The following is a 20,906-nucleotide window of genomic DNA, read 5'->3' as shown; positions in this document are numbered from 1 at the left end:
TGCCCACGGCCAGCGGCAGCGGCGCTGCCAGCGTCGCGGCGGCCCCTGCGGCGGCGGCCTCGGCCAGCCAGCCGGCCGGCGAGAAGTTCGAGGTCACGACCGATGTAGTCAAGGCCACCTTCGACACCCGCGGCGGCAGCCTTGTGCGTGTTGAGCTGCTCAAGCACCTGACCACCGAGACCCACGGCCTCATGGACCCGCTGATGCGCGTCGTGGGCCTCAAGGCCCCGTCCGGCTTCAAGCCCGCGCCCGTGGTGCTGTTCGACGCCAGCAGCTACCGCCCCGAGTCCGGCCTGATCGGTGCTGCCGGCGCCCCCAACCACTTCACGCTGATGAACGTGGTGGGCGCCGAGCGCCAGCTCAAGGACGGCGCCAGCTCGCTGACGGTGCGCTTTGAGTCCCCCGAGCAGGGCGGCCTCAAGCTGGTCAAGAGCTACACGCTCAAGCGCGGCGACTACGCCATCGACGTCAAGCACGAGGTGGTCAACACCGGTGCCGCGCCGGTCAGCCCGCAGCTCTATGTGCAGCTGGTGCGCCCGACGGCCGTGGAGTCCTCCTCCGGCTACATGGCACCCGCGTCCTTCATCGGTCCCGCCATCTACACGGACAAGAACAAGTTCCAGAAGTTCGACTTCAAGGACCTGGACAAGGGCAAGGCCGACTACGACAAGCACGCCGATGACGGCTGGGTCGCGATGGTGCAGCACTACTTCACCACCGCCTGGCTGCACAACGCGGCCGGCCCGCGCGAGTTCTTCGTGAAGAAGACCGAGTCCGGCGCCTACAGCGTGGGCCAGGTCTTCCCTCTGCCCGCCATCAATCCCGGCGCCTCGGCCGTGGCCGAGAACCTGCTGTACGCCGGTCCGCAGGAAGAGAACAAGCTGACCGAGCTCGCCCCGGGCCTGGAGCGCGTCAAGGACTACGGCATGTTCTACGTGATCGCCAAGCCGCTGTTCTGGCTGCTGGACAAGATCCACGGCATGCTGGGCAACTGGGGCTGGTCCATCGTGGCCCTGGTGGTGCTGCTGAAGATCGCCTTCTTCGGCCTGAACGCCAGCGCCTACCGCTCCATGGCCAAGATGAAGGCCGTGGGCCCGCGCATCAACGAGCTGCGCGAGCGCTACAAGAACGACCCGCAGAAGCAGCAGCAGGAGATGATGCGCATCTACCGCGAGGAGAAGGTCAACCCCCTGGGTTCCTGCTTGCCCATGCTGCTGCAGATGCCCTTCTTCATCGCCCTGTACTGGGTGCTGCAGAGCACGGTCGAGATGCGCAACGCGCCCTGGGTCGGCTGGATCACCGACCTCTCCTCGGCCGACCCCTTCCTGATCCTGCCCATCCTGATGACGGCCTCGAGCCTGCTGCAGGTTGCGCTGAATCCGACCCCGGCCGACCCGACCCAGGCCAAGATGATGTGGATGATGCCGCTGGCGCTGAGCTTCATGTTCTTCTTCTTCCCGGCCGGCCTGGTGCTGTACTGGCTGGTGAACAACCTGTTGTCCATCGCGCAGCAGTGGATCATCAACAAGCAGATGGGCGTGCAGAACTGAGGTTCGCGCAACGGTCAGCGCGAAGGCCTTCGCGAAGATCATTGCGGAGGTCTTTGCAAACTACTGCACGAAGCCCCCGATCGCCCCCGTGATCGGGGGCTTTTTTTCGCCTCGACCCTCACCTTTAATGGTGCACATGCGGGGCAGCTGATGCTGCAGGTCCATTCAACCGGGCGGCATCACAGGCCCGCCGCGGGGCTCACGAGAGCACCTGCGGTCGCCTCCCCCGCGCCATCTTCCACGGCCCCTAGCATCGCGCCCGGGGCCGTTCTCATGGGCCTTGTGCTGCGGCACCCCGCGAAGCACAGCCCGGCGAGGCATAGGACAATGCGCCCATGCTGGCCCGCCACCTCGACCCCATCGCCGCCATCGCCACCGCTCCCGGACGGGGCGCCGTGGGCATCGTGCGCGTCTCGTCCCCGCAAGACCTGACCCCATTGATCGAGCAGCTCTGCGGCCGGGCCCTGCGCCCACGCGAGGCCCATTACCTGCCCCTGCGTGCAGCCAATGGCGACGCCATCGACCACGGCCTGGCCCTGCACTTCCCCGCCCCGGCCTCCTACACCGGCGAGCATGTGCTGGAGCTGCAGGCCCACGGCGGGCCGGTGGTACTGCAGCTGCTGCTGGCGCGCTGCCTGGAGCTGGGCGGCGGCATCGAATCGCTGAAGCACCTGCGCCTGGCCGAACCTGGCGAGTTCACGCAGCGGGCCTTCCTCAATGGCAAGCTGGACCTGGCACAGGCCGAGGCCGTGTCCGACCTAATCGATGCCAGCACCGAGGCTGCGGCCCGCAGCGCCAGCCGTGCGCTGTCTGGTGCGCTGTCCACCGAGGTGGGCGAGCTGCGCGACGGCCTGATCAATCTGCGCATGCTGGTCGAGGCCACGCTGGACTTTCCCGAGGAGGAGATCGACTTCCTCCAGGCGGCCGACGCCCTGGGCAAGCTGCGCCGCATCCAGGCCCGCCTGGACAGCGTGCTGGACCGCACCCGCCAGGGCGCCCTGCTTCGCGAGGGCATCAAGGTGGTGCTGGCCGGCCAGCCCAATGTGGGCAAGAGCTCCCTGCTCAATGCCTTGGCTGGCGCCGAGCTGGCCATCGTGACGCCCATCCCCGGCACCACCCGCGACAAGGTCAGCCAGACCATTCAGATCGAGGGCGTGCCCCTGCACATCACCGACACCGCCGGGCTGCGCGAGACCAGCGACGAAGTCGAGCGCATCGGCGTGGCCCGCAGCTGGGACGCCATCGCCGAGGCCGACGTGGTGCTCTTCCTGCACGACCTCACCCGCATGGGCGAGGCCGGTTACGAGGCCGGCGACGCCGAGATCCGCGAGCGCCTGGCCCGGGTTGATCCGGCCCGCTTGCTTCAGGTCTACAACAAGGCCGACACCGGCACGGAGGCCCGCAGCAGGCAAGACCTGACCCTGCCGGCGGACGCGGTTCAGCTGTCCGCCAAGACCGGCGCCGGCCTGTCCGAGCTGCGTGGCGCGCTGCTGGCGCATGCCGGCTGGCACGCCGTGCCCGAGGGGCTGTTCATTGCCCGCGAGCGGCATGTCCAGGCCCTGCGCCGCACCGCCGAGCACCTGACGCTCGCGCTGGCCCAGATCGAGGTCGAGCCTCCGGCGCTGGACCTGATGGCCGAGGAGCTCCGCCTGGCCCACGACGCCCTGGGCGAGATCACCGGCTCCTTCTCGGCGGATGAACTGCTGGGGGAGATCTTCAGCCGGTTCTGCATCGGGAAGTAAACCCCGCCCCACGCCGCAAAGCCTAGCGCTGCCCGCCCACCAGCCCCAGCAGGCGCGCAACGCCGACCGGCTCCTCCGCCATCAAGGGCACCACCGCGTATCGCTTCGCATGCTGCTGCGCCACCGCCTCGATGAAGGGCCGCTCCCTGGCAGCACGGGTGCGCAGCAGGGGGGACTGGGTCGGCGTCGCCGCCACGCTGTTGTTGACCACCCAGGCCCAGGGCTCGATGCCCGCCCGGCGCAGATCCTCCTGCAGCAGGGCGGCCTCCTGCACCGGGGTGTTCTCGGCCAGTGTCGCGATCAGGACCTTGGTGCGCGCCTCATCCTGCAGCTGCATCATGGGCGTCGTGTAGTGAACGCCCGAGCCTGACATCTGCCGGGCGATCTCCCGGTGATAGGCCCCCGTGGCGTCCAGCAACAGCAGGGTGTGGCCGGTCGGGGCCGTGTCCATCACGACGAACTTGCGGCCCGCCTCGCGGATGATTCTCGAGAAGGCCTGGAAGACGGCGATCTCCTCGGTGCAGGGCGAGCGCAGGTCCTCCTCCAGCAGGGCGCGCCCCTGCGCGTCCAGCTTCTTGCCCTTGGCCGCCAGGACCTGCTCGCGGTAGCGCTGGGTCTCAACGTGAGGATCGATGCGGCTGACGGTCAAGGTCTCCATCTGGCCCGCCAATGTTTGCGTGAGGTGCGCAGCAGGGTCCGAGGTCGTGAGGTGCACCGGAAGGCCTCGTCGCGCCAGCTCGACGGCCACCGCCGCGGCCAGCGTCGTCTTGCCGACGCCACCCTTGCCCATCACCATGATGAGCCCGTGGCCGGGCGCCGCCAGCTCGTCCACCAGCTGGGCCAGGGTGGGGGCGCCGAGCACCTCCAGCGTCCCAGCCTGCGCCATCGATGCCGGCGGCGTCGTGTCGCAGAAGAACTGGCGCAGCGCATCCAGGCCGACCAGGTCGAAGGCCTTCAGCGGGACCTGGTCCATCGGCAGCTCGCCAAGGATGCCGGGCATGGCCGCGAGCGCCGCCTGCTCGCGCCGCACGACCGCGGCGGCCAGGGGGTCGTGCGCGCCCTCGCCCTCGGGCAGGACGCCGTTGATGACCAGGTGCTGCCGCGTCAGGCCGATGCGGGCCAGCTCGTCATGGGTTCGCGCCACCTCGCGCAGGGTCGAGGCCTGGGCTCGGGCCACCAAGACCAGCCGCGTGCGGGCCGGATCGGCCAGAGCCTCGACAGCTGCCTTGTACTGCGCTCGCTGCCTCTCCAGGCCGGCCAAGGGGCCGAGGCAGGAGGCGTCGCCCCTGCCGGCCTCCAGAAAGCTGCTCCAGGCGCCCGGCAGCTGGAGCAGACGGATGGTGTGCCCCGTGGGGGCCGTGTCGAAGATCACATGGTCGAAGCGCTGGACCAGCGACTCGTCGGTCAGCAGCCCGGTGAACTCGTCGAAGGCGGCGATCTCCGTGGTGCAGGCCCCGGACAGCTGCTCCTCGATGCCCTTGACGACATCCACAGGCAGCACGCCGCGCACCGGCCCGATGATGCGGTCCCGGTAGCCCTGTGCCGCGGCCTGTGGGTCGATCTCCAGGGCCCAGAGCTTCGCCACTTCGGGCACGGCGGTGATCTGGTTGCCGATGCGGAGGCCGAAGACCTGGCCGACATTCGAGGCCGGGTCCGTGCTGACCAGCAGCACCCGCCGGCCGGCCTCGGCCAGCTTGAGGGCCGTGGCGCAGGCCAGGGAGGTCTTGCCGACGCCCCCTTTGCCGGTGAAGAACGCGAAGCGGGGCAGTTGGTCAATGAACTTCATGCAGCCTCCTGGTTCAGCAGCACTTGCCGCCGCTGCAGCAGCTGGCGCCCCCGGCATCGACAGCCTTCAAGCCGCCCCACTGCGCCAGCTGCTGGCGGCTGGGATAGCGCCCCGCCAGCACCACCTGCCCGTCCAGCAGGGTGATGGGCAGGGCCTCCTGCCCGGAGCGCTCGAGAAAGCCGCGCACCGCCTCATGCTGGGCGAAGGCCAGGGGCTGCTGGGCCAGATTGAAGCGCTCGATGGCTGCGCCCTGGCGCTGGGCCCAGTCGATGTCTGCGGCCGCCTGGACCAGTTGGGCGTCGATGTCCTGGCCGCAAACGCCACTGCTGCAGCACAAGGCGGGATCAAAGATCTGGAGAGCGGGCATGGTGGGTTCCTGAGGTGGCAATCGTCGGACAGGCACAAGGCTCGCGCGGAGTCCGGGCTTGCGGCTTGTCTTGCATCAATATTTCCAATTCTATAGAATTATCAATCCATGGAAGAGCAACAAGTCGTCCGGTCCCTCGCTGCCCTGGCCCAGGCCCATAGGCTCAGGGTGTTTCGTCTGCTGGTCGTCGCGGGCCCGCAGGGCCTGACGCCTGGCGCCATTGCGCAAGCGCTGGAGGTGCCGGCCGCGACCCTCTCCTTCCATCTGAAGGAGCTGAGCCATGCTGGGCTGGTGACGCAGGAGCGCATCAGCCGCAATGTGGTGTACCGAGCCGCCTTCGGGCACATGAACGAGCTGCTGGCCTTTCTCACCGAGAAATGCTGCCAGGGCGAGGCCTGCCTGAGCACCACCGAGGCCCGTTGCGGCTGCTGAGCCGGCACCTTTCACCCCTTTCCGATACCGAGCCATGACCACCAACGTCCTCATCCTCTGCACCCACAACTCCGCACGCAGCGTGCTCGCCGAGGGCATGCTGAACCATCTGGCCGCCCTGCTGGGCAGGGACGTCCGAGCCTTCAGCGCGGGTAGCGCCCCCAGCGGCCGCTTGAATCCCTTCGCTCTTGAGGCACTCACCAACGCTGGCGCCGATGTGAGCGGCTACCGCAGCAAGAGCTGGGACGAATTCACCACGCCCGAGGCACCGCCGCTGTCCATCGTGATCACCGTCTGCGACAGCGCGGCGGCCGAGCAGTGCCCGGTCTTCTTCGGTGGCAGCGGTCAGCCGGTGAAGGTGCACTGGGGCTACCCGGATCCCTCCAACGCCGAAGGCGGCGACGAGGGCAAGCGCCGCGCCTTCGAGCTGACCCGCCAGGCCATCGGCTACCGCATGCTGCAGCTGCTGGCGCTGCCGCTGGAGACCCTGGACAAGTCCGAACTGCTGGCGGCCTTGAACGCCATCGCCAAGCGCTGAGATCCACGTCATGACTGCACGCACCTCTCACAAACTGCTGGCCGAAGGCCTGGGCACAACCCTGCTGCTGGCCGTGGTGATCGGCTCCGGCCTCATGGCCGAGCGCCTGGCCGGCGGCAACGTGGCCATCGCCCTGCTGGCCAACACCGCGGCCACCGTGGGCGGCCTCTACGTCCTCATCGAGGTCTTCGGCCCACTCAGCGGCGCGCACTTCAACCCGGCGGTCTCCCTGGTGATGGCCGCGCGCGGCGAGCTGCCCAAGGGCCTGCTCGGGCCCTATGTGCTGGTCCAGCTGCTGGGCGCGATGATGGGCGCCTGGCTGGCGCACGCCATGTTCGACCTGAGCATCATGCAGTGGTCCGGCAAGCTGCGGGGCGGCACCGGGCAGTGGATCGCCGAGGCCGTGGCCACCTTCGGCCTGCTGCTGGTGATCCTGCGCGCGCCGGCCGGGCGGGCCTCGTCCCTGGTGGCGGCCTATATCGGCGCGGCCTACTGGTTCACCGCCTCCACCTCCTTTGCCAACCCGGCGGCGGTGTTCGGCCGCATGTTCAGCGACAGCTTTGCCGGCATCGCCCCGGCCAGCGCGCCGGGCTTCGTGTTGGCGCAGCTGGCGGGCGCGGGACTGGCCGTCGTCGTAGCACGCCTCCTGGCCCCAGCCAACGCTGCGGCCGCGACCGAAGACGCAGGGACCCGCAAGGCGCACGGCGCCTGATCGACCCTGGCACGGGGCCTTGGCCCCGTTCTCTTGGTCCAGATAGTTGCTATTGACAACCTAAACGAAGGTTTCTATCGTGCGCCCAGATCGTTGCTATTCACACCCAAATGCCCGACAGCTCCGACACCCCTCTCTCCTCGGCCTCCAGCCCCGGCAGCCTGCTACGCGAGGTGGCGCGCCTCTACACGCGCGCACAGCGCGTGGTTGCGGACTGCTGCCGGACCACCAGCACCCAGTGCCATCTGCTGACCGAGCTGGCCCGCTCGGGGCCCTTGCCGCTGTCGGAGCTGGGCCTGCGCCTGAGTCTGGAGAAGAGTTGGGTGTCGCGCGCGGTGGAGGCCATGGCAGCCCGTGGCTGGGTGAGCAAGGAGCCGAACCCGTCCGACGCAAGGAGCTGGCTCGTCACGCTCACCGCCGACGGCGTTCGCACCGTCCATGAGCTGAACCACACGCTCGACGCCCACGCGGACCAGTTGCTGGACCGCCTGGGTGAGCGCCGGCGCGCTGCCGTCGAGCACTCCCTCTTGCTGCTGCTTCAGGCCCTGCGGGAAGACCAGGCCGCCATGTGCTGCCTCCCGCCGCCCGAGGCCAAGGACGTCAAGAACGTCAAGGACAGACCATCATGCTGCTGAACCAAGTCTCCCTGCGCCAGGCCGGCGCCTCGGACTGGCCCGCCGTCGAGGCCCTTCTGCTGGCCAACAAGCTCCCCACGCAAGGGGCCCGCGAGCACCTCGCGACCTATGTGCTGGCCGTCTCGAACGGTGAAGTCGTCGGCTGTGCCGGCGCGGAGGTCTACGGCGCCGTGGCGCTGCTGCGCTCCGTGGCGGTGGCCCCGGGCCTGCACAAGAAGGGCATCGGCCGGCTGATGCTGCAGACCCTGCTGCAGCAGGCCCGCGCCCGGGACATCGCCTCGCTCCATCTGCTGACCGTCACCGCGCCCGAGTACTTCGCGCAGTACGGCTTCAAGCGCGCCAAACTGGAGGAGGCGCCCGCGGCCCTCAAGGCCTCGGCCGAGTTCCAGGGCGCCTGCCCCGCGTGCGCCGCCTTCATGAGCCTCACCCTGCGTGAACTGCCCAAGCGGGAGGATGGCCTGCCTGTCGCGGTGCTGGGCGCGGGCCCGGTGGGCTTGGCAACCGTCGCCCAGCTCATCGAGCGTGACCTGCCCTTCGTGGTGCTGGAAGCCGGCAACGGCGTGGGCACCCATCTGCAGGACTACGGCCATGTGCGCCTGTTCTCCCCCTGGCAGTACAACGTCGATGCCGGCATGGCGCGACTGCTGAAGCCGACGGGCTGGGCGGCGCCGCCCGATGCCGAGCTGCCTCTGGCCGCCGAGGTGGTCGAACGTGTCCTGAAGCCTTTCGCGGCGCTGCCCCAGGTGGCCCGCGCGCTGAAGCTCGGGGCCCGCGTGACCGCCCTCAGCCGCGAAGGCCACGACAAGGTAAAGAGCACCGGGCGCGAGCAGGCCGCCTTCGTCGTGCGCTATGTGCAGGACGGCCGGGAGCAGGTGCTGCGGGCTCGCGCCGTCATCGACGCCACGGGCACCTGGAGCCAGCCCAACCCCATCGGCGCCAACGGCCTGCCGGCCCTCGGTGAAGCCGCAGTGGCGGGCCAAGTCTTCTATGGCATCCCGGACATCCTGGGCGCGCAGCGCATGCGTTATGCAGGCAAGCGGACCCTGGTCGTGGGGGCGGGGCATTCGGCAGCCAATGCGCTGCTGTATCTCGCCGAGCTGGCACGGCAGGCGCCCGGCACGCGCTTGGCCTGGGCGGTGCGATCACCCTTGCTGCAGCGCGTCCTGGGCGGAGGCAGTGCCGATGCGCTGCCGGCGCGAGGTGAGCTCGGCAGCGCGCTGCAGCGCCTGCGCGACAGCGGTGCGATGGAGTTCTTCAGCGGCCTGCGCATCACCGAGATACGGCGCGAGGCGTCGGGCCCGCTGACCGTGATCGGCCTGGATGCGCAGCAGCGGCCTGTCGAGCTGCCTGGCATCGACGAAATCATCTGCGCCACTGGCCAGCGCCCCGACCTGAACCTGGCCAGCGAGCTGCGCCTCAGGCTGGACCCCTGGCTGGAGTCCACCGAAGCCCTGGGCCCGCTGATCGACCCGAACCTGCACAGCTGCGGCACCGTGCGGCCGCACGGCCATCGCGAGCTCTCGCATCCCGAGCCGGGCTTCTACACCGTGGGCGTTAAGAGCTACGGCCGTGCGCCGACCTTCCTGATGGCGACGGGCTTCGAGCAGGCGCGCTCCGTCGTCGCCGCCCTGGCCGGAGACCTGGAGGCCGCCGATCGGGTCGAGCTGGACCTGCCGGAGACGGGCGTCTGCTCCCTCCGCCCGGCCGACGCAGATGCCGACGCAGATGCCGGCAGCAGCGCCTGCTGCGGCACGCCCGCCGAGGCACCCTGGCTCGGTGAAGGGCCCGCCCCGTCCGCCACGCCCGTCGAGGCCAACGTCGCGGCATCTCCGTCCGGCTGCGGCTCCAGGCCGCTCCAGGAAGCGCCCGCGCCGGCCTCGCGCTGCTGCGGCTGAGCATGCGCCAGCGCCGCAGCACCACGGTCCTCGCCCTGGGTCTGGCCCAGACCCTGGCCTGGGCCTCGTCCTACTACCTCCCGGCGATGCTGGCCCTGCCCATGGCCCGCGCGCTGGGCCTGGCGGCACCGGACATCTTCGCGGCCTTCTCGGTGGCCCTGGTGGTGTCCGCGCTGGTCGGACCCCGTGCCGGACGGATGATCGACCAGCAGGGCGGCCGGCGGGTGCTCGCAGGCACCAGCCTGCTCTTCGCCACCGGGCTCGCCCTGATGGCGTTGAGCACAGGCTTCGCCAGCCTGCTGCTGGCCTGGGGCGTGATGGGCATCGCGATGGGCAGTGGGCTGTACGAGGCCGCCTTCTCGACCCTGGTCCGGCTGCATCGGCTGGAGTCCCGCCGCATGATCACCGGCATCACCCTCATTGCGGGCTTTGCCAGCACGGTGGGCTGGCCCCTGAGCGCCTGGCTGGCCACGCAGTGGGGCTGGCGCGAGGCCTGCTGGACCTGGGCCGCGCTGCATGTGCTGGTGGGCCTGCCCCTGAACCTGAGCCTGCCGCGCGCCGAGCCGGAGCCGGAGCAGGACGCCAACGCTGCAAGCCCGGGCAGCTCCGGTGAGCCGGCGGCCGGCGCCGATCCGGGCCTGGGGCCGGTGCTGGCTCTGTCCTTCGTTTTCGCCACGACCTGGTTCACCAGCACGGCGATGGCGGCGCACTTCCCGCGGCTGCTGCAAGGCTTTGGCATCGGCGTGGCAGGGGCCGTGGCCATCGCCGCGCTCATCGGCCCTGCGCAGGTGGCCGCGCGCGTGTTCGAGTTCGGCCTGCTGCGCCGCATGCATCCGCTGCTGTCGGCCCGCCTGGCGACGCTGGCGCATCCGCTGGGTGGCCTCGGGCTGCTGATCCTCGGTGCCCCGGCGGGCACCGCCTTCGGCCTCTTGCACGGCGCGGGCAACGGCGTGCTGACCATCGCCAAGGGCACCCTGCCGCTGGTGATCTTCGGCGCGCAGGGCTATGGCCATCGTCAGGGTCTGCTGATGTTCCCGGCCCGGATGATCCAGGCCTTCGCGCCCTGGCTGTTCGGCCTCGCGCTGGACCGCTGGCAGGGGCAGGCCCTCTGGCTGACCACCGCCCTGGGCCTGCTGGCATTCGGGACGCTGATGCTGCTGGGCCGCCTGCAGGCGACGCAGCCGTGAGCGCCCGCAGCGCCCTCGTCCTCGGCCGCGCCTGCTTCGTGGTGGTCGCACAAGACCTGCCGACCGGCTTCAACGCGCGCCCCGGCGTGACGGTCCTGGTGGCGCGGGACGAAGCCATGGCGCTCGACATCGACGGACAGCGGCATCCGGGCCTGCGGGCCGTGGTGCTGGCACCCGGCCGGCGCCGCCGCTTCCTGCGCGCCTGCCCGCACATCAGCGTGACGGTGGAGCCCGGGCACGCGCTCTATCGGCCGTTCCTGCGCTGGGCAAGGAGCTCGCAGGCCCTGGACATCGAACCGGAAAGGGCCGCCGACTGGGCCAGGCAAGTCCTGACCCTGCGCAATGCCCTGGAGCTGGACCAATGGCTGGCGCGGTTGCTCGGCCATTTCGGGCAAGACAGCCCCGCAGAGGGCAGCCCCAAGCTCCAAGCTCTACTGGAGCTCCTGGATGGAATGGCGAGGACCGGCGACGCCGCCCAGGCGGAGTCCGTGTGGCCGGTCTTCTCGCAGACCCACCCCGGCACGACCGCGGCCCATGCGCGCTGGCTGAAGCAGGAGATCGGCCTCTCACTGCGCCAGTTCCTGCTCTGGCGCAAGCTGCGGGCCGCCATGGACCTGCTGGACGGGCCCCTGGATGCCACGACCATCGCCCATGCCGCCGGCTTCGCGGACTCCTCGCACCTCTGGCGCACGTGCACACGTGTCTTCGGCCTGCAGCCCTCGCAGGCAGCGGATCGCAAAACCGTTCAAGTCAGGATGCTGCCCATCTCATAGATTGCCGCCCATACCGCGCAAGAAAGGAGATTCGCATGACACACCTGGAGGTCTGGGCCGTCACCGGCCTGATGCTCGTCCTCGGCATCCTGGAGGCCCTCGCCGGACGCCTGTGGAGAGGACGCCCCCGCGAAGAGCTGTGGGTGGACGTGCTGAGCCTGGCCCAGTTCGCCATCCTCATCAAGCCAGCCATCGTGTGGATGGCGGCGCAGGCCGTGATCTGGCTCAGCCCCTCCTGGACACCGCTGGCCAGTTGGCCGCTGCCCTGGGCAGTCCTGGCCTATGTGCTGCTGGCCGATCTGCTGCACTACGGCTACCACCGCCTGGCCCACAGTTCGGCACTCTTCTGGCAGCTGCACAAGACCCATCACACGGCCACGGCGATGAGCATCAGCGTCTCCTACCGCGAGAACTGGGTCTACTACCTGCTCATGCCGGACCTGTGGCTGGCGGGCCTCCTGGTCGCGCTGGGCGGCGCCGAGTTCGTGTTGATCGGACAGCTGATCTTCGGCTTGGCCAACGTGCTCATCCACAGCGCCTTCGCCTGGGACGCCTGGCTGTTCCGCCACCGCTGGGTGGCTCCCGCGGGGCGCGTCCTGGAACGCCTGGTGCAGCTGCCCTCCACGCACCGCGCCCATCACGCCCTGGTCGATGCGCAGGGGCGCCCGCCGCAGGTGAACTTCGGCCAGCTGCTGATGATCTGGGACGTGATGCTGGGCACCGCCCATCTGCCGCACGGGCGATCGCCGGCGGCCTATGGCGTCGATGCGGACCAGCAGGCATCGTGGATGCGGCTGTTGTGGGTGCCGGGGCGGACGGGCCGAGAGCGATGAGCAGGCGTCGAGACTGAAGCCGGCGTCAGGCCGGCGCCCACGACCGGACGCCGCCTACACTGCCACCCCGCGCTGACGCGCAAGACCTGACCCCGGGCGACGAGGCCGTCTCAAGCCAGGCGGCTCCTGAGGAACGCCACCGTCCGCGACCAGGCCAGCTCGGCGGCCTTGGGGTCGAAGCGCGGCGTGGAGTCGTTGTTGAAGCCGTGCTGCGTGCCTTCGCAGACATAGACCTCGTAGTGCACGTCGGCCGACTTCAGGGCGGCCTCGCAGCGCGGCCAGTCGGCGTTGACCCGTTCGTCTTGCCCGGCGCAGTGGATCAGCAGCCGGGCCTTGATGCGCGGCACATCCTCCGCCGGCGGCTGGCCACCATTGAAGGGCACGGCGGCGCGCAACGCGGGCAGTTGGGTCGGCCAGGTCGTTGGAGACGGTGCCGCCAAAGCAGAAGCCCACCACGCCCAGCGCGCCCGTGCGCTCCTGCAGGGCCTTGAGCGCCTGGGCCGCGGCCACGAAGTCGGCGCGCACCTTGACCGGATCCAGCCTGGCGGAAAGCTCGCGGGCCTTGTCCTCGTCCCCTGGATCGCCGCCCAGGCTGTGCAGCGCAAGACCGATGCGCCGAGTCGCCAAGCGTGAAAACGCGGCCCCTTCAGCGCGCTCGGACAGGCGAAAGCCATGCATCCAGCGCCGACGCTGCGCGGCATCTGATGCCCTGCGGTCCCGCGCCCGTCCGTCCTTTCATTTGCTCACAGCCTGAGGGCCTGCCCTAGGGCCACTCCCTCGGTGCGCTACTAACATCGCGTCACACACAGAGAGCGCGCGAGGGAGCGCGAGGGAGCGAGACATGAAACCCACCCGTGACGCCACGGAGCCCGGTCCGCGGCCGGGTCCGGCTGACTTCGGCATGCCCATGCCGGCCGCCGGTGCCTTCAGCAACCCGGCCCGGCCGCTGCGTGAACTGGCTGGGCCACCCGGCTGGCCGCTGCTGGGCCACCTGCCCATCCTGGACCGACGCCGCCTGCAGCAGCAACTCGAGCACTGGGCCGGCACGCACGGGCCGCTGTACCGCCTGCAGCTGGGCCGGCGTCCTGTGCTGGTCGTGGCCGACCACCAGCTGGCCCAGGACGTCATGCGGCGGCGCCCGCAGCGCGTGCTGCGCAGCCCCACCACGCGGCGCGTCTGCCAGGAGCTGGGCGTGGACGGCCTCTTCATGAGCGAGGGGGAGCGCTGGCAGGCCCTGCGCCGCCTGACGGTGCGCGCCTTCACGCCCGAGATGCTGCGCGGCTTCCACCCCCGCATGCTGACCATCGGACAGCGCTGGCGAGAGCGCTGGGTGCGGGCTCTGCAGGCCGGCCGGCAGCCGGACCTGGCGCGCGACCTGCCGCGCTTCTCGCTGGAGGTGGGCGTGGCCCTGGCCATGGGCGTGGACCTGGGCGCAGGCACCGCCCCGGGCCAGGCTCAGGCCGGCGCCGGCAGCCTGCAGCTGCAGGCCGACATCGAATTCCTGATCGGCCAGGTCTGGCGCCGAATCAACGCGACGGTGCCGCTGTGGCGCTGGTTCAAGACCGCCCCCGAGCGCGCCGTGGATGCCGCCATCACCCGCGTGCGCCAGGCGCTTCTGCCCATCATCGAGCAGGCCCGAGCCCACCGCGCCGCCCAGCCCGAGGCCGCGCCGCGCCATCTGCTGGACGCCCTGCTGATCGCCCAGGCCCGGCCCGAGGCCGGCGAGCGGCCCGTCGAGCTGACGGACGAACAGCTGGTGCGCCTGCTCACCGAGCTGGTCTTCGCCGGTGAGGACACCAGCGCCCATTCCCTGGCCTGGCTGATGAGCCTGGCCAGCCGCCACCCGGGCGCCTGGCAGCAGCTGCAGACCGAGATCGCCCAGGCCTGCCCGCCCGAGGGGCCCGACTACGACAGCCTGCGCCGACTGCCTTATGCCGAGGCCTTGATCCAGGAGTCGCAACGCCTGAAGCCGGTGATCAGCCTGCTGATGTTCCAGTCGGCCGAGGACCAGGTGGTGGGCGGCGTGCTGGTGCCCAAGGGCGCAGGGCTGATGACCCTCAACCGCTACAGCGCCCTGCGGCAGGGGCCCGAAGACCGCCACGACTTCCGCCCGGAGCGCTGGCTGACCCTGGATGGGCAGGCGCCCTGCGCATCGTCCATGCCCTTCGGTGCGGGCGCCCGCACCTGCCCGGGTCGCTATGCCGCCCTGCTGCAGATGAAGACCCTGCTGGCCCTGATGGCCCCGGTCTTGGACCTGCTGCCCACCCAGGTGCCGCTGCCGGAAGAGGTGATGGAGGTGACGCTGCGACCCGCCACGCTGGACCTACGCTGGAGGCTGCGCGGGGCCACGGCCTGAGCGCCGCGCGCGGGGGGGCTGCTCAGTGCCCCTCGAAGCTCACCAGCGTGTGCAGGGGCAGCCCCGCCGCGCGGATGCGGTCGGAGCCGCCCAGCTCCGGCAGGTCCACGATGGCCGCGCCCTCGATCACCTCGGCGCCCAGGCGCTGCAGCAGGCGCAAGCCGGCCAGCATGGTGCCGCCGGTGGCGATGAGGTCGTCGATCAGGACCACGCGGTCCTGCGGGCCGACGGCATCGGTGTGGATCTCCACCGTGGCGCTGCCGTACTCCAGCTCGTAGCTCTCCTGCACCGTCGTGAAGGGCAGCTTGCCCTTCTTGCGGATGGGCACGAAGCCGATGTTGAGCTCATAGGCCAGCACCGAGCCGATGATGAAGCCCCGCGCATCCAGGCCCGCGATGGCCGTGGGGCGGGCATCGAAGTAGCGATGCACGAACTGGTCGATCAGCACCCGGAAGGCCTTGGGGCTGGACAGCAGGGGCGTGATGTCCCGGAACTGCACACCGGGGCTGGGCCAGTCGGGCACGGTGCGGATCTGCTGGCGGATGAAGTCGAGGTCGCTGAGGCTCATGGGCCGGATTGTGCCTAGGCCTGCGGCGGCGCTCTACTTGCTGCCGGGAAGGGGTGGCATGCCCGCCAGCAACTCACGAGCACGCGCCTCGGCCTTCTGCTCGTCAGCCAGGCTGAACTGGGGCCAGCGTTGGTGGAAGCGCTGGTCGTAAACGGCGATGGTGGCTTCCTTGCCGCCGTAACCATCCGGGGGCTGCCGTACCTGCAGCACATGCCACATGGCGCGTTGCTCTACAGCGGACAGGGCTGGATTGGATGCATCGCCATCCGCGGCCATGCGAATCGCGAGGATGCCGCCCTTCACGGCTTCAGCGTAGACCCAGGCCCGTGCTTCCTGCAACGTCTCGGCCGGCGGCGACGCCCCGCTTGCCAGCAGCATCTCCAGATAGCCGGGCGCAGCCCCAGGCATGCCATGAGAGATCACGCGACGGTACAGGGCCGACTCTTGCGCCCACAGGGCAGACGGAATGGATTGGCAGGCATGATGGTTGGCCCGGGCCCGATCAAGCATCGATTGCCCCTTGCTGTACCCCGGTGCGCGCTCCATCAGGGTGTGCATCATCTGCAACTCACTGGCCGCGCGTCGACAGTCCCCCAGAACGCGCAAGGCACTGAACAGTTGCCAGTCCTCCCCGCCATCAATCAGGCGCTGCAGGTGGGGCGCAATGCCTTCGGCCCCGACCTCACCTGCGATGAGTCCCTGCGCGGTACGCTGCCCCAGGCCGGACGGCTTGGGAGGCTGCGCCTCAGCGGATGCAGCCGCACTGGCCGGCATCGCCCCGACCGTGGTCACCTTGCTCAGAGACCGGCTGTCCGCTTGGGCGGCGGCAGGCCAGTCGGCATGCTGCGCAGAGGGCGACTGCAAGGGCGCAAAGCCCCCCCACTGCCGCCAGACGGTCAGCAAGACGACCGCCACCAGCGCTCCAGCAAGCGTGAATTTCACCGCAGGCATGCTCATCGCCTGTCAAAGCCCACGGCAGCTCTGGGCGATATCTCCACACTTGTAGCGCGAGTCGATCACCGATGCTTCGTTGCCCGCATGGCAGGAGCCATACATGCCAGGGGCGGCAGTTTCCAAGGAGATACCACCACTCCAGCGGTCTCCCGCTCTGTTTCCGATGAACACGATCTTGCTACTCGAATAAGTCACTTCACCTCGAGCCAGCTGAGCACACCAACACCCGGAAGCAACAGACTGGTGGCACCCGGATCACAGCCGAGCATGACCTGCTGGCGCGGCCCGGCGGCCGAGGGCGCCTCTTCCTTGCCCGCGCCTCCCGCAAGTTGCGGGATGGCGTGGGTGCAGTCAGGACTTGCCGCAGCCATGGAGGCGAACGTGGCCAGCATGGCCATCGAAATCAGCATTTTCATTGTTCCTTCCAGAACGAATTCAGGCAGGAATGCTAACTCACCAAATGACCTCCCGTTACGCCGCCTTGCCATCACTGACCAGCCGCGCCCGCCCATTGCGCTTGGCCGCATACAGCGCTGCATCCGCCAGCTCGACCAGCAGGCCGCCGTCCTCGCCAGCCTGCGCGACGCGGGTGGCATGGCCGATGCTGAGGGTCACGCCGCCGCGCAGGGGGCTGGCACGGTGGGGGATGGCGGCCAGGCGCAGGCTGTCCAGGCAGCGCTGGGCGATCTGGCGGGCCTCGCTGGCGTCCACCTCCTCCAGCAGCACCGCGAACTCCTCGCCGCCGTAGCGGCACAGAACGGCCTCATTGACACAGGACTGCAGCAAGCTGGCCACGCGGCGCAGGCAGTCGTCGCCCGCGACGTGGCCGTGGCAGTCGTTGTACTGCTTGAAGTGGTCGATATCCAGCAGCAACAGCGAGACGGGCTGCTGCTGCTGCTGGCTGCGCTGCCAGGCCTGGCGCAGCAGCTCGTCGAAGAGGCGGCGGTTGCCGACGCGGGTCAGGCCGTCGGTGGTGGTCTGGCGGGCCAGCAGCTCGTTGGCATGGCGCAGACGCAGCTCCTGACGCTTGCGTTCGGTGAAGTCCGCGATGATGCAGACGAAGAGATGGGTGGTGGCCGTCTTCACCTCGGCCACATTGAGCTGCAGGGCCAGTCCGGTGCCGCCGCGGTGGCGGCCGTTCAGCTCGTGCTGGCGCCCCAGCAGCAGCTGGGGCTGCAGGCGGGAGTCGCCGCGCTCGCCGCTGTCCAGCACCATGCTCAGGTGCGCGCCCTGCAGCTCGCCGGCCGTGTAGCCGAACAGGGCCTCGCAGGCCGGGTTCACTTCGAGCATGTGGCCGTCGGTGTCCAGGGTGATGATGGCATTGCGCGCGGCCTGGATCACGGCCTGCAGATGGGCCTGGCTCGCGGCCAGGCGCTGCTGCTCCTGGACCAGGTCGCTCACGTCCATGCGCACGCCCACGATGCCGCCGGAGGCCGTGCGCTGCTCATGGATGCGCAGCCACTTGTTGTCATGCACGCGCTGCAGCAGGGGCTCGACCTGCTGGCCGCGCTGGGCCAGGCGCTCGGCCAGCCAGGCCTCCTCGCGGCCGCGGGCCTCGGGAACGCCGCCGCTGTAGGCCGAGGCCCGCGCCATCTCCTTGAAGCTGGCGCCGCGGTCGAAGGCGCCCCACATGTGCGGGTAGATCTCGATCAGCTTGCGGTTGTAGGCGACCAGGCGGTCGTCGGCATCGAAGATCTCGACGCTGGCGGGCAGCGCATCGATGGCCTCCTCCAGCTGGTCATAGGCGCGCTGGATCTGGTGGCGCCCCTGGGCCAGCATCAGCAAGCCCAGCACAGCCGCCAGCAGGCCCGGCACCATGGCGGCGATGGCCCAGCCCAGCACCGACTCGCCCTGGGACTGCGCATTCAGCCCGCCGGCGAAGCAGCCCAGCTGCATCAGCAGGCAGGCCAGCAGCAGCACGGCCATGCCCTTCTTCAGCAACAGATCCTGCGTGCCGCGCAGGGCGGCATGCCAGCGCAGGCTCTGGCGGCGGCGACGCAGGGTGGCGGTGGCGGGCTGGCTGGACATGAGGCGTGGGGAGTCCCGGTGCAAGACCGGGCGGGGCCGGACAAAGCCGGCATCCTAGGGACAAGCCCTGCCTCTGCCCAGATGGGCAAGTCCCGACCGAACCCCCAACCTTAGGGGGATGGCCTTCAGGCGCCGCGCGTCACAGGCATCGCCACCTTGTCGGCTGGGACCTTCATGTGCCGGGCCAGCTCCAGCTTGGCCAGGGCATTGCGGTGCACCTCGTCGGGGCCGTCCGCGAAGCGCAGAGTGCGCTGATGGGCCCACATCAGGGCCAGCGGCGTGTCATCGGAGACGCCCATGCCACCGTGGACCTGGATGGCCCAGTCGATCACCTTCAGCGCCATGTTCGGCGCGACGATCTTGATCATGGCGATCTCGGCCTTGGCGACCTTGTTGCCCACGGTGTCCATCATGTAGGCGGCCTTGAGCGTCAGGAGGCGCGACTGCTCGATCAGGCAGCGGGCCTCGGCGATGCGCTCCTGCGTCACGGTCTGCTGCGCCAAGGTCTTGCCGAAAGCCACGCGGGCGATGGCACGCTGGCACATCAGCTCCAGCGCACGCTCGGCCGCGCCGATGGAGCGCATGCAATGGTGGATGCGGCCTGGGCCCAGGCGGCCCTGGGCGATCTCGAAGCCGCGGCCCTCGCCCAGCAGGATGTTGGAGGCGGGCACGCGCACGTCCTTCAGTTCGATCTCCATGTGGCCGTGCGGCGCGTCGTCATAGCCAAAGACCGGCAGGGCGCGCTTGACGGTGACGCCCGGGGCATCCGCCGGTACCAGCACCATGGACTGCTGCTCGTGGCGGCCGGCGTCCGGATTGGTCTTGCCCATCACGATGTAGAGGGCGCAGCGCGGATCGCCGGCGCCGCTAGACCACCACTTGGTGCCGTTGATCACGTAGTCGTCGCCCTGGCGCTCGATGCGACACTGGATGTTGGTGGCGTCCGACGAGGCCACCTCGGGCTCGGTCATCAGAAAGGCCGAGCGGATCTCGCCGCGCAGCAGGGGCTCCAGCCAGCGGTCCTTCTGGGCCTCGGTGCCGTAGCGCTCGAGGGTCTCCATATTGCCGGTGTCGGGCGCGGCGCAGTTGAAGACTTCCGGCGCCCAGGACACGCGGCCCATGATCTCGCACAGCGGCGCGTACTCGAGGTTGGACAGGCCCTCCGGCGCGCGGACCGACTGCGGCAGGAAGAGGTTCCACAAGCCGGCCGCCCGGGCCAGGGGCTTGAGTTCCTCGATGAGGCGCGTGGGCACCCAGGCGTTGCCGGCGCGCCGGTTGGCCTCCACCTCTTCGTGGAAGCGGCGTTCGTTGGGGTAGATGTGCTGTTCAAAGAAAGCCAGCAGGCGCTCGCGATAGGCCTGGACCTTGGGGCTGTAGTCGAAGTTCATGGCGGGTCCTTGGGTAAGTCTGGAAGACTCAGGCCAGCAGCTCGCACAGGCGGATCTGCGGCTGCAGGCTGGAATAGCGACTCACATGCGCAGCCAGCTCGGGGCCGGCTGCGGCCAAGGCGGCCTGCGCGCTGGCGAGGTCGGCGAAGTCGGCAAAGGTGGCGGCGATCAGCTCGCCGGGCCGGGGCGTTCCTGAGCCGAGGAAGCGGGCCAGCTCCAGACGCTGCAGGCCCAGCGGCGTCAGCAGGCGCCGGGCCAGCGCGGCATGCTCCTGGGCATAGCAGGCTGCGTCGAAGCGGGCGCCTTCGGCCCAGTGGTAGAGCCCCATCACTCGAATCATGATCTTTCCTTTTCCTGTGCAGGCCTGCCCTGGCGGAAGTCCAGGTAGTGCAGGTATTGGTCCAGCAGATGCTCCATGGTGGTCAGGCGGTCCTCATGGCGCAGGCCATCCAGCGGCGCGATGTTCAGCGCGCGCAGCACCCAGTCGCCGGGCGCCTCGCCGACATCGAGCACATTGAGGCAGGCCGGGCTCTGCATCAGGCTGCCGTAGAGCAGGCGCTGGCCACCGCTGAGGGCATGGGACAGCAGCGCCGCGTTGACCACGCCATGCAGCACCAGCAGGGCGCTGTCCCAGTGCGGGTCGGCGCGCAGGCGCTGCAGGGCCGGCAGGACACGGTCGAGCAACTCGCCCACCGACTCGCCGCCCAGGAAGCGCTGCGCCTCGGGCACCTGCCCCTGGTGCAGTCCGCAAAAGGCCTGGCGCAGCCCGGACGGCGCAAGGGCCGAAAGCCGGCCGCCGCGGATCTCTTCCCACGCGGGCCAGACCTCGGGCCGCAGCGCCTCGTGCCCAGAGGCCTGCAGCACCAGGGCCGCCGTCTGCGCAGTGCGCGGCAGGCCGGAGATGATGGCGCGGTCCAGGCGCACGCCCTGCTCGCGCAGGTAGGCACCGGCCGCATCAGCCTGGGCCCGGCCATGGGCGGTGAGGCTCACCTGCTCGGGCAGCACGGGGCGGCCGCTGGCAGCATCGAAATAGCAGACCTCGCCATGGCGCATCAGGTAGAGGCGCCGGCGACGGCCGGCAGTGCTCGGAGGTCGGGACATGCGCGCAGTGTGGCTCAGCACCGCGGGGCCGGCTGTCGCGCAGGCGGCAGGCCCGACAATG

The 20,906-nt window shown here is 69.9% G+C and carries 21 protein-coding genes and 1 pseudogene; 11 read left to right on the top strand and 11 right to left on the bottom strand.

The genetic code is table 11. From position 1 onward, the window contains the following. Nucleotides 1–1,550 (top strand): membrane protein insertase YidC (gene yidC, locus H5407_RS21075; protein ID WP_183106471.1); only part of this gene is annotated, 1,550 nt, incomplete at its 5' end. A gap of 335 nt (nucleotides 1,551–1,885) precedes the next feature. Beyond that, nucleotides 1,886–3,292, top strand: coding sequence for a tRNA uridine-5-carboxymethylaminomethyl(34) synthesis GTPase MnmE (gene mnmE, locus H5407_RS21070; protein ID WP_183106470.1), 1,407 nt, complete (start codon nucleotides 1,886–1,888; stop codon nucleotides 3,290–3,292). A 22-nt stretch (nucleotides 3,293–3,314) separates the two neighbouring features. Here the strand turns inward: mnmE and arsA are convergent, their stop codons facing one another. Together arsA and arsD are read right to left on the bottom strand one after the other, a co-directional pair. Next, nucleotides 3,315–5,078, bottom strand: coding sequence for an arsenical pump-driving ATPase (gene arsA, locus H5407_RS21065; RefSeq protein ID WP_183106469.1), 1,764 nt, complete (start codon nucleotides 5,076–5,078; stop codon nucleotides 3,315–3,317). Between the two features lie 13 nt (nucleotides 5,079–5,091). Beyond that, nucleotides 5,092–5,445, bottom strand: a complete 354-nt coding sequence (arsD, locus tag H5407_RS21060; RefSeq protein WP_183106468.1) for an arsenite efflux transporter metallochaperone ArsD — start codon at nucleotides 5,443–5,445, stop codon at nucleotides 5,092–5,094. Between the two features lie 108 nt (nucleotides 5,446–5,553). On the opposite strand from arsD, the gene H5407_RS21055 reads away from it, so the two are divergent. The 8 genes from H5407_RS21055 to H5407_RS21020 all read left to right on the top strand — a co-directional run bounded on the left by H5407_RS21055 (nucleotide 5,554) and on the right by H5407_RS21020 (nucleotide 12,450). Continuing rightward, nucleotides 5,554–5,877, top strand: a complete 324-nt coding sequence (locus tag H5407_RS21055) for a helix-turn-helix transcriptional regulator (protein WP_183106467.1) — start codon at nucleotides 5,554–5,556, stop codon at nucleotides 5,875–5,877. 34 nt (nucleotides 5,878–5,911) lie between these two features. Beyond that, nucleotides 5,912–6,415, top strand: a complete 504-nt coding sequence (locus H5407_RS21050; RefSeq protein ID WP_183106466.1) for an arsenate reductase ArsC — start codon at nucleotides 5,912–5,914, stop codon at nucleotides 6,413–6,415. 10 nt (nucleotides 6,416–6,425) lie between these two features. Then, nucleotides 6,426–7,127: an MIP/aquaporin family protein gene (locus tag H5407_RS21045; RefSeq protein WP_183106465.1), complete on the top strand. Its 702-nt coding sequence runs from the start codon at nucleotides 6,426–6,428 to the stop codon at nucleotides 7,125–7,127. A gap of 110 nt (nucleotides 7,128–7,237) precedes the next feature. Further along, nucleotides 7,238–7,762, top strand: a complete 525-nt coding sequence (locus tag H5407_RS21040) for a MarR family winged helix-turn-helix transcriptional regulator (RefSeq protein ID WP_183106464.1) — start codon at nucleotides 7,238–7,240, stop codon at nucleotides 7,760–7,762. Then, nucleotides 7,753–9,657 (top strand): arsenic resistance N-acetyltransferase ArsN2, encoded by a 1,905-nt coding sequence (arsN2, locus tag H5407_RS21035; RefSeq protein ID WP_183106463.1) that lies wholly within the window; start codon nucleotides 7,753–7,755, stop codon nucleotides 9,655–9,657. Before H5407_RS21040 ends, arsN2 begins: the two co-directional genes overlap by 10 nt. A 2-nt stretch (nucleotides 9,658–9,659) precedes the next feature. Then, nucleotides 9,660–10,844, top strand: a complete 1,185-nt coding sequence (locus H5407_RS21030; RefSeq protein WP_183106462.1) for an MFS transporter — start codon at nucleotides 9,660–9,662, stop codon at nucleotides 10,842–10,844. Beyond that, a complete protein-coding gene (locus H5407_RS24770; protein WP_183106461.1) occupies nucleotides 10,841–11,617 on the top strand; it encodes a helix-turn-helix domain-containing protein in 777 nt (258 codons plus the stop codon). Before H5407_RS21030 ends, H5407_RS24770 begins: the two co-directional genes overlap by 4 nt. A gap of 35 nt (nucleotides 11,618–11,652) precedes the next feature. Further along, a complete protein-coding gene (locus H5407_RS21020) occupies nucleotides 11,653–12,450 on the top strand; it encodes a sterol desaturase family protein (RefSeq protein WP_183106460.1) in 798 nt (265 codons plus the stop codon). Between the two features lie 110 nt (nucleotides 12,451–12,560). Here H5407_RS21020 and H5407_RS24490 read toward each other — a convergent pair whose 3' ends face one another. After that, the gene (locus tag H5407_RS24490; protein ID WP_310737684.1) at nucleotides 12,561–12,833 is read right to left on the bottom strand and encodes a dienelactone hydrolase family protein; all 273 of its coding nucleotides are present in this window, start codon (nucleotides 12,831–12,833) and stop codon (nucleotides 12,561–12,563) included. Nucleotides 12,834–12,915: 82 nt separating this feature from the next. Then, nucleotides 12,916–13,128, bottom strand: a pseudogene (locus tag H5407_RS24485) (hypothetical protein); the annotation flags it as partial. 163 nt (nucleotides 13,129–13,291) lie between these two features. On the opposite strand from H5407_RS24485, the gene H5407_RS21010 reads away from it, so the two are divergent. After that, nucleotides 13,292–14,806 carry a cytochrome P450 gene (locus H5407_RS21010; protein ID WP_183106459.1) on the top strand — a complete coding sequence of 505 codons (1,515 nt, stop codon included), beginning with the start codon at nucleotides 13,292–13,294 and terminating at the stop codon, nucleotides 14,804–14,806. 22 nt (nucleotides 14,807–14,828) lie between these two features. On the opposite strand, the gene H5407_RS21005 is transcribed toward H5407_RS21010, so the two are convergent. The 7 genes from H5407_RS21005 to H5407_RS20975 form a co-directional block, all read right to left on the bottom strand. Beyond that, nucleotides 14,829–15,374 (bottom strand): adenine phosphoribosyltransferase, encoded by a 546-nt coding sequence (locus H5407_RS21005; RefSeq protein WP_183106458.1) that lies wholly within the window; start codon nucleotides 15,372–15,374, stop codon nucleotides 14,829–14,831. 33 nt (nucleotides 15,375–15,407) lie between these two features. Beyond that, entirely contained in the window at nucleotides 15,408–16,331 is a 924-nt protein-coding gene (locus H5407_RS21000; RefSeq protein ID WP_183106457.1) for a hypothetical protein, read from the bottom strand. Between the two features lie 188 nt (nucleotides 16,332–16,519). Then, nucleotides 16,520–16,744, bottom strand: a complete 225-nt coding sequence (locus tag H5407_RS20995) for a hypothetical protein (protein ID WP_183106456.1) — start codon at nucleotides 16,742–16,744, stop codon at nucleotides 16,520–16,522. A 55-nt stretch (nucleotides 16,745–16,799) separates the two neighbouring features. Next, nucleotides 16,800–18,356, bottom strand: a complete 1,557-nt coding sequence (locus H5407_RS20990) for a sensor domain-containing diguanylate cyclase (RefSeq protein WP_183106455.1) — start codon at nucleotides 18,354–18,356, stop codon at nucleotides 16,800–16,802. Between the two features lie 125 nt (nucleotides 18,357–18,481). Further along, nucleotides 18,482–19,744, bottom strand: coding sequence for an acyl-CoA dehydrogenase family protein (locus H5407_RS20985; RefSeq protein WP_183106454.1), 1,263 nt, complete (start codon nucleotides 19,742–19,744; stop codon nucleotides 18,482–18,484). A 28-nt stretch (nucleotides 19,745–19,772) separates the two neighbouring features. Beyond that, complete coding sequence (locus H5407_RS20980; RefSeq protein ID WP_183106453.1) at nucleotides 19,773–20,084, bottom strand: EthD family reductase; 312 nt, start codon at nucleotides 20,082–20,084, stop codon at nucleotides 19,773–19,775. After that, nucleotides 20,081–20,845 (bottom strand): histidine phosphatase family protein, encoded by a 765-nt coding sequence (locus H5407_RS20975; protein WP_183106452.1) that lies wholly within the window; start codon nucleotides 20,843–20,845, stop codon nucleotides 20,081–20,083. The genes H5407_RS20980 and H5407_RS20975 overlap by 4 nt, the downstream gene beginning before the upstream one ends. Nucleotides 20,846–20,906 lie beyond the last annotated feature (61 nt).

Origin of the sequence: Mitsuaria sp. WAJ17, assembly GCF_014174515.1 — a bacterium.
In the GTDB taxonomy this organism is placed as follows: Bacteria; Pseudomonadota; Gammaproteobacteria; order Burkholderiales; family Burkholderiaceae_C; genus Roseateles_B.
This window is presented reverse-complemented; position numbering and strand designations above follow the sequence as displayed.